Genomic DNA, 12,057 nt, shown 5'->3' with positions numbered 1-12,057 from the left:
GGGTCTGCGCCGGATTGTGACGCAAGGGGCACCCGGCGGGCTCAGGCCTTGCGGGTGCCAGCGATGCCCGGCTTGTGCAAACGCACCATTAATGCCGCGCCGGCGGCCAGCGTCGCCACGGTCACCACGCCGAGCCAGCCCCACGCGGCCAGCGCCAGGCTGCCCAGAGCCGCACCCGACGCCATGCCGATGAACACGCCCGTGAACAGAAGCGCATTGAGGCGGCTACGGGCCGGCGGCTCGAGGCCGAACACCAGCGTCTGGTGCGCGATCAGCGTGGCCTGGATGCCGAAGTCGAAACCGATGGCTGCGGCCACGATCAGCCCCAGTTGCGCCTCGCCGGGCAGCAGGAGGCCCAGGCCCATGAGCGCGAAAGACGCCATCGACAAGCCCGCGCCGAGGCGGGTGACCAGTTCGGGCCCACGACGATCGGCCAGCCGGCCGGCCAGCGGCGCCGCCAACGCGCCTGCAACGCCTGCAAGACCGAACGCACCCGCCGCCGCGCTACCCAGATGGAAGCTGTCGTGCAGCATCACCGCCAGCGTGGACCAGAACGCGCTGAACCCCAGCGACAGCAGCCCTTGCGCCCAGGCGGCGCGGCGCAATCCGGCGTGGCGCTTCCAGAGATCGAGCATCGAACCCATGAGCGCGCCATAACGCATGTGCGTCGTCGGCTTGAAGCGCGGCAGTCCGCGCCATGCGGCGAAACCGATCAGCGCGATCGAAGCCGCAGCCATGTAGTACACCGTGCGCCAGCCCCAGTGTTCGGCCATGAAGCCGCTCACCACGCGCGAAAGGAGGATGCCCAGCAGCAATCCCGTCATCACGGTGCCCACCACCTTGCCGCGATGCGCCTCGGGCGCAAGCGTGGCGGCAGCCGGCACGATGTCCTGTGCCATGGTGGCCGCGAGGCCGATGACGAGGCTGGTGGCGAGCAGCACGCCGATGCCTGGCGCAAAGCCGCTCAACAGCAGCGCGACTGCCAGCACCACTGCCTTGATGAGGATGATGCTGCGGCGGTCGTACCGGTCCCCCATGGGCGCCAGGAACAAAATGCCCAGCGCATAACCGAGTTGCGTGAGCGTCGGTACAAGACCGGTCGCACGCGGGTCGGCGTGCAGGTCCGGACCGAGCACACCGAGAACGGGTTGCGCGTAATAGATCGACGCAACCGCAAGGCCTGCGCCGCTCGCCAGCAGGAAAACGAGCGAAGCGGGCATGCCGGTCGCGGCATGGGCCGTGGGCAGATGGGTTCGGGAAGCGGAAGACATTGGAGCACCTTGTTGTCTGGATGAATGACGTTATTCTGGTTATGTATGCGAATTTGTTGTAGAAGGCTGAAATGCAGATTGGATATTCGCACTACGCATGACCAACACCATGAATGCCGGTGCCGACCGGCTCGAACTGCTCCAGACCTTCGTCCGCATCGTGGATGCAGGGAGCTTGTCCGCTGCGGCTTCCCGTATGGGAACGACGCAACCCACGGTCAGCCGCCGGTTGCAGCAACTCGAGCGCTCGCTCGGTCTGCGCCTGCTGCAACGCTCCACACACGCGATGAAGCTCACCGAAGACGGCGAGCGCTGCTACGCGCACGCGAAAGACCTGCTCGAGAGCTGGCAGTCCATCGAAGCCGATCTGCGCGGCGTGAAGGACGAGCCGCGCGGCACGCTGCGTGTCGTCGCGCCGCATGCATTCGGGCAGGACCAGCTCATCGGCCCGCTGGCCGAGTTCCTGCGCGAGTTTCCCGAGGTGTCGGTCGAATGGTCGCTGCACGACCGCGTGCCCGACTTCATTGCCGACGGCGTCGACTGTGCGCTGCGCGTCGGCAAGGTGGAAGACCCGAATCTTGTTGCCGTGCGCATTGCCGAAGTGCCGCGCATCGTCGTCGCGGCGCCTGGCTTGTGGGCCGGGGGGCCGCCGCCCGGAGACGTTGGTGCGCTCGACAGCCTGCCCTGGGTCGCGCTCACCCTCTTCTACCGAAACGAGATCGCGCTCAGCCACTCGGACGACGGACGCGAACACCGCTTCACCATCCGCCCCCGCCTGTCCACCGACAGCCTGCACGTCGTGCGCAACGCCGTACTGGCGGGCGTGGGCGTGGGCATCGTGTCGTCATGGGTGGTGGCGCGCGACCTGGCCGAAGGGCGACTCGTGCAACTGGCGCCGCAGTGGCGCGCTTCGCCGCTGCCGGTTTACCTGATCTATCCCCATGCCCGCTTCTACCCTGCGCGGCTCAAGGCGTTCACGCAACTGATGCGCGAGCGGATGCCGCAACTGGCGGGGATGGAGCGGGTGGCGGGGCGTTAGTCGATCACTCCCACTCGATCGTCGCCGGCGGCTTGCTGCTCACGTCGTAGGTCACGCGGTTGATGCCACGCACTTCGTTGATGATGCGGCTGGACACTTTCTTGAGCAGCGCGTACGGCAGTTCGGCCCAGTCGGCCGTCATGAAGTCGCTGGTCTGCACGGCGCGCAGCGCAACGACGTAGTCGTAGGTGCGGCCGTCGCCCATCACGCCCACACTCTTCACTGGCAGGAAGACGGTGAAGGCCTGGCTGGTGAGGTCGTACCAGGTCTTGCCGGTGTCTGCGTCGGTGAAGTTGCGCAGTTCCTCGATGAAGATCGCGTCGGCGCGGCGCAGCAGGTCGGCGTATTCCTTCTTCACTTCGCCGAGGATGCGCACGCCCAGACCCGGGCCGGGGAACGGGTGGCGGTAGACCATCCCGGGCGGCAGGCCGAGCGCGACGCCGAGCTCGCGCACTTCGTCCTTGAACAGGTCGCGAAGCGGCTCCAGCAGCTTGAGGCCCAGCTGCTCGGGCAGGCCGCCCACGTTGTGGTGGCTCTTGATGGTGACGGCTTTCTTGCTCTTCGCGCCGCCGGACTCGATGACGTCGGGGTAGATGGTGCCTTGGGCGAGGAAGGTCGCCCCCTTGTGCCCGGCCCCACCGGCCTTCAGCTTCGCGGCTTCCGACTTGAACACATCGACGAACAAACCGCCGATGATCTTGCGCTTCGCTTCGGGCTCCGATACGCCTGCCAGCTTGCCGAGGAACAATTCGCTCGCGTCGACGCGAATCACCTTCGCGTGCAGCTTGCCTTCGAACATGTCCATCACCATGTCGCCTTCGTTCAGGCGCAGCAGGCCGTGGTCGACGAACACGCAGGTGAGCTGGTCGCCGATGGCGCGGTGGATCAATGCAGCAGCCACCGAAGAATCGACGCCGCCCGAGAGGCCGAGGATGACTTCCTCATCACCTACCTGCGCGCGGATCTTCTCGACCGCTTCGCTGATGTAGTCGCCCATGATCCAGTCGGTCTTCGCGCCGCAGATGCCGAGCACGAAGCGCTCGAGGATGGCCGCGCCCTGCTTCGTGTGCGTGACTTCGGGGTGGAACTGCACCGCGTAGAACCGGCGGTCTTCATCGGCCATGCCGGCGATGGGGCAACTGTCGGTGCTGGCCATGAGCTTGAAGCCGGGCGGCAACTCGGTGACCTTGTCGCCGTGGCTCATCCACACGTCGAGCATGCCGTGGCCTTCGGGCGTCGCGAAGTCCTGGATGCCGTCGAAGAGCTTCGTGTGCCCGCGTGCGCGTACCGATGCGAAACCGAATTCACGCTTGTGGCCGCCTTCGACCTTGCCGCCGAGCTGGTGCGCCATGGTCTGCATGCCGTAGCAGATGCCCAGCACCGGAACGCCAAGGTCGAACACCGCCTGCGGAGCCTTGTCGGTCGTGTCTTCGTACACGCTGGCGTGGCTGCCGGAGAGGATCACACCCTTGAGCGAGCCGTCTTTCGCATACTCGCGCACCCATTCGTCGGTGACGTCGCACGGGTGCACTTCGGACAGCACATGCGCTTCGCGCACACGGCGCGCGATGAGCTGCGTGACTTGGGAGCCGAAATCGAGGATGAGGATCTTGTCGTGTTGCATGGTGTGGTTGAGTCAGGCGAGGTCGGTGATGACGGGGTGGTCCAGTTGCAGGCAGGCGCGATGAAGCGCGCGGTCCATGGTGACGAGCGGTGCCTTCAGGTCGACCGCGAGCTTGAGATAGGAGGCGTCGTACGCAGACAGTTGCAGCGACTCCGCCCATGTCCAGAATTCGAGCGGCGAAAGCCGCATGGGTGCCAGCGCGACCGGAAAGCGGCTGAGCAGCCGCAGGACATGCTGGTGTACGGCAGGCGTGAAACGTCCACGCATCAATGCGCGCCCGGCTGCGTGCAGCGCTTCGAGCGGGAAGATCGCTGCGCTGGTGGCGCTCTCCTCCTCGGTCATGATGCGGATCAACGCCTGCGTCACGCGGTCGCTCCCCTCGTCGGGGAAAGCCCAACTGGCAAAAGCGGACGCATCAACGACCAGCATCGCCGACCCAGCTGTCAGGGCGGCCATCGCGCTCGCGCTTGATGTCGGTCCACAGTTCGTTGAAATCAGGTCGGTCGGCACCGGTTGCCGCCACTTTGGCGCGCAAGCCACGGATTTCGGCCTCGATCGCCTGACGGCGGGCTTCGATGCTCGGCTGCACGGTCTCGGGTTCCTTGATCAGCCGGATCACGCGCTTGCTGTGGCGCGTCAGAACGACCTCTTCCCCCTGTTCGACGAGCCGGATCAGTTCGGACAACTGGTTCTTTGCCTGATGGATCGGGATCGAATGCATGATTCTGGCCTTTAATTTGAGAATCAGGCCATATTCTAATCCAGGCAAATAAAAAGGCCAGAAATTTCTGGCCTTTTTAAGGTGGCTGTGTCACTCCGCCCGGTAGTTGGGCGCTTCCTTCGTGATCTGCACGTCGTGGACATGGCTCTCACGGATGCCTGCGGAAGTGATCTCGACGAACTCGGCCTTGTCCTGCATGTCGGCGATGGTCGCGCAACCGCAGTAGCCCATGCTGGCCCGCACGCCACCGGCCATCTGGAAGATGATCGCGACGACCGAGCCCTTGTAGGGCACGCGGCCTTCAATGCCTTCGGGCACGAGCTTGTCAGTGTTGGGGTTGCCGGAGGTCGACTCCTGGAAGTAGCGGTCGGCACTGCCCTGCTGCATCGCGCCGATGCTGCCCATGCCGCGGTAGCTCTTGTAACTGCGGCCTTGGTACAGGATGACCTCACCCGGCGCCTCTTCGGTACCCGCGAACATGCTGCCCATCATCACCGTGCCCGCGCCTGCGGCGATGGCCTTGGCGATATCGCCCGAGTAGCGGATGCCGCCGTCGGAGATGAGTGGCACGCCCGTGCCCTTCAGCGCGGTGGCCACGCTGTCCACCGCCATGATCTGCGGCACACCCACACCCGCGACGATGCGCGTGGTGCAGATGGAGCCGGGACCGATGCCGACCTTCACCGCGTCAGCGCCGGCCTCGACCAGCGCCAGCGCAGCCGCGCCGGTGGCGATGTTGCCGCCGACCACGTCGATCTGCGGATAGTTCTGCTTGACCCAGCGCACGCGCTCGATCACGCCGCGGCTGTGGCCGTGCGCCGTGTCCACCACGATCGCATCGACGCCAGCCTTGACCAGCGCCTCGACGCGTTCTTCCGTGCCCTCGCCCACGCCGACCGCAGCGCCGACACGCAGGCGACCCGACGGGTCACGCGCGGCATTGGGAAAACTCGTCTGCTTGGTGATGTCCTTCACCGTGATCAGGCCTTTGAGCTCGAACGCGTCGTTGATGACAAGCAGGCGCTCGAGCTTGTGCTTGTTCAGCAGCGCCTTGGCTTCGGCGGCCGTGGCCCCTTCCTGCACCGTGATGAGCTTCTCGCGCGGCGTCATGATCTGATGGACCGGCACATCGTAGCGCGTCTCGAACCGCAGGTCGCGGCCAGTGACGATGCCGACGACCTTGCCGCCGTCCAGCACAGGGAAGCCGGAGATGCCGAGTTCTTCAGACAGCTGCAGCACCTGCAGCACCGTGTGCTGCGGCGTGATGACCACCGGGTCGCGCAGCACGCCGGATTCATAGCGCTTGACCTTGGCAACCTGGGCCGCCTGCTCGGCAGCGGTGAGGTTCTTGTGGACGATGCCCATGCCGCCTTCCTGTGCGATGGCGATCGCCAGACGGGCTTCCGTCACCGTGTCCATGGCAGCGGACACCAGTGGCAGGTTCAGGGTGATGTTTCGGGAGAAGCGGGTGGAGAGGGAGGTGTCCTTGGGGAGGACCTGGGAGTACGCCGGCACCAGCAACACGTCGTCGAAGGTGAGCGCTTTTCCGAGAAGGCGCATGTCAAAGCTCCAAAAACCGGATTGTACCCGCGTGCCGTCTGTCGCGTTGCCGCCACCGGCCGGCCCGATCCTTGCGCACAAGCTCACATGCACCCGTCGACCATCTGGAAGCGCGGACACCTCGGCGCTACACTTCGCGCATGAAACTGGCCACCCTTCTCCTCGCCGGCGCCGTCTGCGCGCTGCCCCTGGCTGCCGCCGCCCAATGGCAATGGGTCGACAAGGACGGCCGCAAGGTCTTCAGTGACCAGTCGCCGCCGCCGGACATCCCGGAGAAGAACATCCTGCGCCGGCCGGCGGGCAAGGCATCGACATTGCCCGCTGCCGTGCCCGCCACGCCAGCGGCAGCTGCCCCCACCCCTGCAGCACCGGTAGCCGCCGGCACCGGGACCGGCGCTCCCAAAGTGTCCGGTCAGGACAAGGAATTGCTGGAAAAAGCCAAGCAGGAGAAGGACGCCGAGCTGGCCAAGCAAAAGGAAGCCGAAGCCAAACAGAAGGCCGCGCTGGCGGAAAACTGTCGCCGTGCACGCGCGGCGCAGGCATCGCTGGACAGTGGCATGCGTCTCGCACAGGTCAATGCCAAGGGCGAACGCGAAGTCATGGACGATGCCGCGCGTGCTGCCGAATCTCGCCGAGTGCAGTCCGCCATTGCGGAGAACTGCAAGGGCTGAACGTGCTCAGTAGCCTGGTTTCGCGCCTGGGCGCCGCTTGGCAAACAGACCGGTTCCCCTCGCACCCTGCTTGCTGAATCGCTCGCGCCTTGCGACCTTCGGGTCGACCTTCAGACCCCTGTAGATTTCGAGCCGGTCTCCGTCGGCCACAGGCTGTGCCGGGCCGACCAGCCGTCCCCATATGCCGATCCCACAGCCGGGCAGTTCGAGTTCGGGAAAGCGATCCACAAGGCTGCTGGCCATCAGCGCCTCCAGGACCGTCGTTTCCGGCCCTACCTCGATCGCCTCCTCGAACACCTCGCGCGCGGACGGCGAATACATGACCGTCACGCGGACTTTCACGTCCTCAGCCATATACCTGTTCGGCGCGCTTGACAAAAGCGTCCACCAGCGTGCCGGCGATCTTGTCGAACACGGGTCCCACCAGCGCAGCGAGCGCGCGGTTGTCGAAGCCATAGTCGAGCTGGAACTCCACCTTGCAGGCGCGCTGGCCCGGATCGCCGGCAACGGGCACGAAGCGCCATTGCCCGTTCAATTGCGAGAACGGCCCCTTCACCAACTTCATGTCGATGCGCTCGCCCGGCGTGTGCGTGTTGCGGGTGGTGAAGCTCTGGCGGATGCCGCTGATCGAAATGCCGACTTCGGCCGTCATGCCCTGCTCGTCCTGTTCGAGAATGGCGGCGCGGTCGCACCACGGGAGGAACTCAGGGTACTGGTCCACCGCGGCAACGAGCGCGAACATCTCCTGTGCGCTGTACCAGATGAGGACTGACTTCTGAACGGTTTTCATCAATGCGTAAAATTCACGGCCCGCCCGATTGTATGAAGGCCGGGTAACCCCATCTGACCTCATGGCCACCAAACCCGACACATCCAGCCGCATTGCCGACAACAAGAAAGCCGCTTTCAACTATTTCTTTGAAGAGCGGTTCGAGGCAGGCATGGTGCTGGAAGGCTGGGAAGTGAAAGCCCTGCGCGAAGGCAAGGTCCAGCTGACCGATGGCTATGTGGTCATCCGCAACGGCGAACTCTTCGTCATCGGCTGCCAGATCAATGCGCTGCACACGGCGTCGTCCCATGTCCGGCCCGAAGCCATGCGCACACGCAAGCTGCTGCTGCACAAGGACGAGATCCGCCGGCTGATCGGCAAGGTCGAGCAGAAGGGCTACACCCTGGTGCCGCTCAACCTGCACTGGAAGTCCGGTCGGGTGAAGTGCGACATTGCCCTTGCCAAAGGCAAGGCCGAGCACGACAAGCGCGACACCATCAAGGACCGCGAAGGCAAGCGCGAGGTGGAACGCGCCATGAAAAGCCGAAACCGCTGAAAGATTTTGTTTCGGCATGGAATAAACCGGCTCCGGCAGGTGTTCATTGCGGTGTAGTCCAACCCGAACACCGGAGATTCCATGAAAAATGTCTTTTCCTCTTTTGCCGCGATGGCCATTGTCGTGCTCACGGCAGGTTGCGCGTCCATGTCTGCGCCGTCTGCCGTCAAGACCACCGATGGCATGCTCACGGGTGCCAATGGCATGACGCTCTACACCTTCGACCGCGATGCGGCGGGCAGTGGCAAGTCCGTCTGCAATGGGCCGTGTGCCAACAACTGGCCCCCGCTGGTCGCCACCTCGACCGATGCCAACAGCGGCGACTACACCATCATCACGCGCGACGACGGAACGAAGCAGTGGGCTTACAAGGGCAAGCCGCTGTACTTCTGGCTGAGGGACACGAAGGCAGGCGACAAGACCGGTGATGGCGTGAACGGCGTCTGGAAAGTCGCCCGCCCCTGATCCGGCACCAGTCACCGCGGCGCGCACAATGCCGGCGTGAAAGCCTCCGACATCGCCAGCCATCTGCCGGGCCTGCGCCGCTACGCGCGTGCGCTCACCGGCGATGCGTGGGCTGCCGACGATCTCGTGCAAGACACACTGGAGCGCGCCTTCACCAAGTGGCGCTTGTGGAACGCGGGGACCGATCTGCGCGCATGGCTGTTCACCGTGATGCATAACCTGTATCTCAACGGAAGGCGCAGCGCGCGTCCACACCTGGCGGCGGTATCACTCGATGACCTGGAGATCGAGCCCGCGGCGCCTCAGCGTTCAGTGGATGCGGTCATCGATCTGGAGCGCTGCCTCATGCAATTGCCCGACGGGCAACGTGCGGTCCTGCTGCTGGTGACGCTGGAAGACATGGGCTATGAAGAGGTGGCGGAAGTACTCGGCGTGCCGGTGGGTACTGTCATGTCGCGCCTGTCGCGCGCGCGAAGCCGGCTGCGTGAACTCATGGAAGGCGCCCCCGTCCAGACCGTTCCCGCAGCATCTCCCTCGGCATCTGCCACCGCAGGGCCACTGCGGCGCATGAAGTAGACGACGATGAAAGCCCACGACCCCCGCATTCCTGAAGAACAGCTTCATGCCTACGTCGACGGCCGGCTGGATGCTGCGCAGCGCCAGGCTGTTGAGCGGGTGCTCGAACAGAGCCCGGAGTTGCGTGCCACCGTGGACGCGTGGACGACCCAGCGCGTCGCACTCCTCGGACTTCATGGCGAGCTGCTGAATGAAGATGTTCCGCCGTTCCTCGACCAGGCTGCGCACCAGTTCAACGGCGCGCAGAGGCAGTGGCGCCGTCGCTGGCAACACATGGCGATGGCGGCATCGGTATTGGTCGCGTTCACTGCCGGCTGGCTGGGGCATGGCGTATGGCGCGGTAGCGAAGCCGCGCCCGTCATGCAGTTCGCACGGCAAGCCGCGGTGGCGCACGCGGTGTATGCGCCGGAAGTGCGGCATCCGGTGGAAGTGCCGGCCGCGCAGCAGGAGCATCTCGTGCAATGGCTATCCAGGCGCCTGGGGAAGCCGCTGAAGGTGCCGGCGCTTCATTCGCAGGGGTTCGATCTCGTGGGCGGCCGCCTCCTGCCTGGCTCCGACGGCGCGCGCGCGCAGTTCATGTTCCAGGACGCGCGCGGTGAACGATTGACGCTCTACATCGGTGCCGTCGGAAACCTGGCCGAGACCACCTTCCGGTTCGCGCAGGAAGGCAACGTCTCCAGCTTCTACTGGATCGACCGCGGCATGGGCTACGCCCTGTCAGGACCATTGCCACGCGCCGACATGCTGGAGTTGGCGCACAACATATACGGGCAACTGAACCCGCGTTGAACCGAAGCCGCGCTGATCTGCGCTGTTCCGGCGAAAGTCAGCGCAGGCCGCGCAGTGGGTGCGCATGGGCGGGCCAGGGACTCCTGAAAAATTCCATTGCCTGCTGCGGTGTCACGTCTTCGATGCGTGGAGGATTCCATCGGGGCGCATGGTCCTTGTCCACCGCGAGCGCGCGGATACCTTCGACGGTTTCGCTCGCCGCGCCCGGGCGCAAGTGGAAGCAGTTGCGCACCAGATCGCGCTCCATGCGCAGATCATCCGCGAGCGACATGCCCCGCGCGCGCCGCACCTGCTCCAGCACGACATGCAGCATGAGCGGCGACCGTTTGCGCAGCGTGGCGGCCGTGTGGGCAGCCCATTCGTCGCCCTGCGCGGCGTCGAGCGCATCGACGATCGCCTGCACGGAGTCGAGGGCGAAGTAGCGGTCGATCGAAGAAGCCGCTGCAACTGTCTTCGGCTGCTCCGGCAAGGCCTGCTGACGCAGCCAGGTCAGGACTTCTTCGTTCGAGGCAAAACCTGTCGAGCCGAGCTGCGCCCAGACTTGCGGCAACTGTTCCGCGTTCATGGCCACATCGGCCAGCCCGAAAGCCAGCGCGTCGTCAGCGCCGATCACTTCGCCCGTCAGTGCGAGGTACTCGCCCGCGCGACCCGGGCACCGGCCCAGGAAGTAGCCACCGCCGACGTCCGGAAACAAGCCGATGTTGGTCTCGGGCATCGCCATCTTCGTGCGAGAGGTCACGATGCGCAGCGCTGCGCCCTGGCTGATGCCCATGCCACCCCCCATGACGATGCCGTCCATGAATGCGATATAGGGCTTCGCATAGTTGTGGATCAGGTGGTTGAGCGTGTATTCCTCGGTGAAGAAGTCTTCGAGGCGCGGATCGCCCGCGAGCGCTGCCTGATGGAAGAATCGGATGTCACCGCCTGCACAGAACGCGCCGAACGGTCCTTCCCTGCCCTGCCCGCGCACGGCGACGGCCAGCACCTGCGGGTCGTCCTGCCACTGCAGCAGGGCGGCCGTCAGCGCGCGCACCATGTCCAGCGACAGCGCATTGAGCGCCTTCGGACGGTTGAGCGTGATCAGGCCGACACGGCCCTGGACCTCGCAGACGACTTCCGGAACGACGTATGTCATCAGCTTCTCTCCTTCAAGCCCAGCAACTCGTTCGCAACAAGCGCGCCGATGACCAGCGTGCCGCCAATGAGAACCTCGCTTCCCGGGGCTTCGCCCGCACCGAGCCAGGCGAACAGGATGCCGAAGATCACTTCGAGCAAGGCAAGCAGCGACACCTCCGGCGCCTTGAGTATCCGTGCGCACCGCACGGCGAGCACGCAGGGAATCGCAAGCTGCACCAGGCCGAGGATGGCCAGCAGCCCGAGGTCATGCGGCGTCGCGCTGAAAGGCACGGCCAGCGGCAGCGTGGCCAGCGCACACAATACGGCCCCCACCAGAACGGCAGGCACCAGGTCGACATCGTGTCCCTGCGCGTGGCTGCGCTGCACGACGGTCCAGTTCACTGCAGCTGCAACCGGCACGCACAGGGCAACCAGCGTACCTGCGAGCTGCCCGCCACTGACCTGCGCGCCGTACATCCAGGCGATGCCAGCGCCCGCCACGAAGATTGCGACCCAGGTCCGCAGCGCGAGCTTATGCCCGATGAAGATGCGCGCCACCAGGGCCGTGAACAGCGGGCCCACCGACATGGTGACCAACACGTTGGCCACACTTGTGAGCGTGAGCGCCACCATGAAGGCCGTGAACATCACACACCAGCAAACGCCGGAGATCCAGAGGGCCGGGCCCCCGCGGCGGATCTTGGTAAACACCTCGCGCCCCTGCGCCACCGGCAGGATCACGAGCAGCGACAGTGCCGTGAAGAACGCGCGCCAGAAGGTCACCTCGAAGCTGCGCGCGTGTTCGAGGTGGCGCGTGATCACACCCGCGATCGACCACATCAGGGTGACCGCGATCATCAGGAAGACCGCGCGGGTGTGCGTGAGTCTCATGCGCCCGGG

15 protein-coding genes are annotated in these 12,057 nt (G+C 65.3%); 6 read left to right on the top strand and 9 right to left on the bottom strand.

Translation table 11 applies throughout. The features are described 5' to 3' along the window. Positions 1-41 precede the first annotated feature (41 nt). The gene (locus ACO2Q9_RS10770) at positions 42-1,271 is read right to left on the bottom strand and encodes an MFS transporter (protein WP_423311083.1); all 1,230 of its coding nucleotides are present in this window, start codon (positions 1,269-1,271) and stop codon (positions 42-44) included. Positions 1,272-1,368: 97 nt separating this feature from the next. Here ACO2Q9_RS10770 and ACO2Q9_RS10765 point away from each other — a divergent pair, with 97 nt between their 5' ends. Beyond that, complete coding sequence (locus ACO2Q9_RS10765; protein ID WP_423311081.1) at positions 1,369-2,310, top strand: LysR family transcriptional regulator; 942 nt, start codon at positions 1,369-1,371, stop codon at positions 2,308-2,310. A 4-nt stretch (positions 2,311-2,314) separates the two neighbouring features. On the opposite strand, the gene guaA is transcribed toward ACO2Q9_RS10765, so the two are convergent. The 4 genes from guaA to guaB form a co-directional block, all read right to left on the bottom strand. After that, on the bottom strand, positions 2,315-3,934 hold the full coding sequence (guaA, locus tag ACO2Q9_RS10760; RefSeq protein WP_423311079.1) for a glutamine-hydrolyzing GMP synthase: 1,620 nt from the start codon (positions 3,932-3,934) through the stop codon (positions 2,315-2,317). A 12-nt stretch (positions 3,935-3,946) separates the two neighbouring features. Next, entirely contained in the window at positions 3,947-4,363 is a 417-nt protein-coding gene (locus ACO2Q9_RS10755; protein WP_423311077.1) for a type II toxin-antitoxin system VapC family toxin, read from the bottom strand. After that, a complete protein-coding gene (locus ACO2Q9_RS10750) occupies positions 4,350-4,655 on the bottom strand; it encodes a type II toxin-antitoxin system Phd/YefM family antitoxin (RefSeq protein WP_423311075.1) in 306 nt (101 codons plus the stop codon). Before ACO2Q9_RS10750 ends, ACO2Q9_RS10755 begins: the two co-directional genes overlap by 14 nt. Before the next feature lie 90 nt (positions 4,656-4,745). After that, entirely contained in the window at positions 4,746-6,215 is a 1,470-nt protein-coding gene (gene guaB / locus ACO2Q9_RS10745; protein ID WP_423311073.1) for an IMP dehydrogenase, read from the bottom strand. Between the two features lie 140 nt (positions 6,216-6,355). Here guaB and ACO2Q9_RS10740 point away from each other — a divergent pair, with 140 nt between their 5' ends. Beyond that, positions 6,356-6,886, top strand: a complete 531-nt coding sequence (locus tag ACO2Q9_RS10740) for a DUF4124 domain-containing protein (RefSeq protein ID WP_423311071.1) — start codon at positions 6,356-6,358, stop codon at positions 6,884-6,886. Positions 6,887-6,892: 6 nt separating this feature from the next. Here the strand turns inward: ACO2Q9_RS10740 and ACO2Q9_RS10735 are convergent, their stop codons facing one another. Continuing rightward, positions 6,893-7,240 carry an RnfH family protein gene (locus tag ACO2Q9_RS10735; RefSeq protein ID WP_423311069.1) on the bottom strand — a complete coding sequence of 116 codons (348 nt, stop codon included), beginning with the start codon at positions 7,238-7,240 and terminating at the stop codon, positions 6,893-6,895. Next, positions 7,233-7,676: a type II toxin-antitoxin system RatA family toxin gene (locus ACO2Q9_RS10730; protein ID WP_423311067.1), complete on the bottom strand. Its 444-nt coding sequence runs from the start codon at positions 7,674-7,676 to the stop codon at positions 7,233-7,235. The genes ACO2Q9_RS10735 and ACO2Q9_RS10730 overlap by 8 nt, the downstream gene beginning before the upstream one ends. 61 nt (positions 7,677-7,737) lie before the next feature. On the opposite strand from ACO2Q9_RS10730, the gene smpB reads away from it, so the two are divergent. The 4 genes from smpB to ACO2Q9_RS10710 all read left to right on the top strand — a co-directional run bounded on the left by smpB (position 7,738) and on the right by ACO2Q9_RS10710 (position 10,041). Beyond that, positions 7,738-8,211: an SsrA-binding protein SmpB gene (gene smpB / locus ACO2Q9_RS10725; RefSeq protein ID WP_423311065.1), complete on the top strand. Its 474-nt coding sequence runs from the start codon at positions 7,738-7,740 to the stop codon at positions 8,209-8,211. An 81-nt stretch (positions 8,212-8,292) separates the two neighbouring features. After that, positions 8,293-8,676 (top strand): hypothetical protein, encoded by a 384-nt coding sequence (locus ACO2Q9_RS10720; protein ID WP_423311063.1) that lies wholly within the window; start codon positions 8,293-8,295, stop codon positions 8,674-8,676. A 36-nt stretch (positions 8,677-8,712) separates the two neighbouring features. After that, on the top strand, positions 8,713-9,252 hold the full coding sequence (locus tag ACO2Q9_RS10715; protein ID WP_423311061.1) for a sigma-70 family RNA polymerase sigma factor: 540 nt from the start codon (positions 8,713-8,715) through the stop codon (positions 9,250-9,252). Between the two features lie 6 nt (positions 9,253-9,258). Beyond that, positions 9,259-10,041 carry an anti-sigma factor gene (locus ACO2Q9_RS10710; RefSeq protein ID WP_423311059.1) on the top strand — a complete coding sequence of 261 codons (783 nt, stop codon included), beginning with the start codon at positions 9,259-9,261 and terminating at the stop codon, positions 10,039-10,041. A 37-nt stretch (positions 10,042-10,078) separates the two neighbouring features. Here ACO2Q9_RS10710 and ACO2Q9_RS10705 read toward each other — a convergent pair whose 3' ends face one another. Together ACO2Q9_RS10705 and ACO2Q9_RS10700 are read right to left on the bottom strand one after the other, a co-directional pair. Then, the gene (locus tag ACO2Q9_RS10705) at positions 10,079-11,176 is read right to left on the bottom strand and encodes an enoyl-CoA hydratase/isomerase family protein (RefSeq protein WP_423311057.1); all 1,098 of its coding nucleotides are present in this window, start codon (positions 11,174-11,176) and stop codon (positions 10,079-10,081) included. Beyond that, positions 11,176-12,048 carry a DMT family transporter gene (locus ACO2Q9_RS10700; protein WP_423311055.1) on the bottom strand — a complete coding sequence of 291 codons (873 nt, stop codon included), beginning with the start codon at positions 12,046-12,048 and terminating at the stop codon, positions 11,176-11,178. The genes ACO2Q9_RS10705 and ACO2Q9_RS10700 overlap by 1 nt, the downstream gene beginning before the upstream one ends. Between the last annotated feature and the right edge of the window lie 9 nt (positions 12,049-12,057).

Origin of the sequence: Variovorax sp. VNK109, assembly GCF_049445855.1 — a bacterium.
GTDB lineage: Bacteria > Pseudomonadota > Gammaproteobacteria > Burkholderiales > Burkholderiaceae_C > JAGOCV01.
This window is presented reverse-complemented; position numbering and strand designations above follow the sequence as displayed.

Coding starts and splice junctions, on each gene's coding strand:
- ACO2Q9_RS10735 (WP_423311069.1), bottom strand. CDS start 7,240: ATGGCTGAGGACGTGAAAGTCCGCGTGACGGTCATGTATTCGCCGTCC.
- ACO2Q9_RS10740 (WP_423311071.1), top strand. CDS start 6,356: ATGAAACTGGCCACCCTTCTCCTCGCCGGCGCCGTCTGCGCGCTGCCC.
- smpB (WP_423311065.1), top strand. CDS start 7,738: ATGGCCACCAAACCCGACACATCCAGCCGCATTGCCGACAACAAGAAA.
- ACO2Q9_RS10730 (WP_423311067.1), bottom strand. CDS start 7,676: ATGAAAACCGTTCAGAAGTCAGTCCTCATCTGGTACAGCGCACAGGAG.
- ACO2Q9_RS10770 (WP_423311083.1), bottom strand. CDS start 1,271: ATGTCTTCCGCTTCCCGAACCCATCTGCCCACGGCCCATGCCGCGACC.
- guaA (WP_423311079.1), bottom strand. CDS start 3,934: ATGCAACACGACAAGATCCTCATCCTCGATTTCGGCTCCCAAGTCACG.
- ACO2Q9_RS10720 (WP_423311063.1), top strand. CDS start 8,293: ATGAAAAATGTCTTTTCCTCTTTTGCCGCGATGGCCATTGTCGTGCTC.
- ACO2Q9_RS10765 (WP_423311081.1), top strand. CDS start 1,369: ATGACCAACACCATGAATGCCGGTGCCGACCGGCTCGAACTGCTCCAG.
- ACO2Q9_RS10750 (WP_423311075.1), bottom strand. CDS start 4,655: ATGCATTCGATCCCGATCCATCAGGCAAAGAACCAGTTGTCCGAACTG.
- ACO2Q9_RS10755 (WP_423311077.1), bottom strand. CDS start 4,363: ATGCTGGTCGTTGATGCGTCCGCTTTTGCCAGTTGGGCTTTCCCCGAC.
- guaB (WP_423311073.1), bottom strand. CDS start 6,215: ATGCGCCTTCTCGGAAAAGCGCTCACCTTCGACGACGTGTTGCTGGTG.
- ACO2Q9_RS10700 (WP_423311055.1), bottom strand. CDS start 12,048: ATGAGACTCACGCACACCCGCGCGGTCTTCCTGATGATCGCGGTCACC.
- ACO2Q9_RS10710 (WP_423311059.1), top strand. CDS start 9,259: ATGAAAGCCCACGACCCCCGCATTCCTGAAGAACAGCTTCATGCCTAC.
- ACO2Q9_RS10705 (WP_423311057.1), bottom strand. CDS start 11,176: ATGACATACGTCGTTCCGGAAGTCGTCTGCGAGGTCCAGGGCCGTGTC.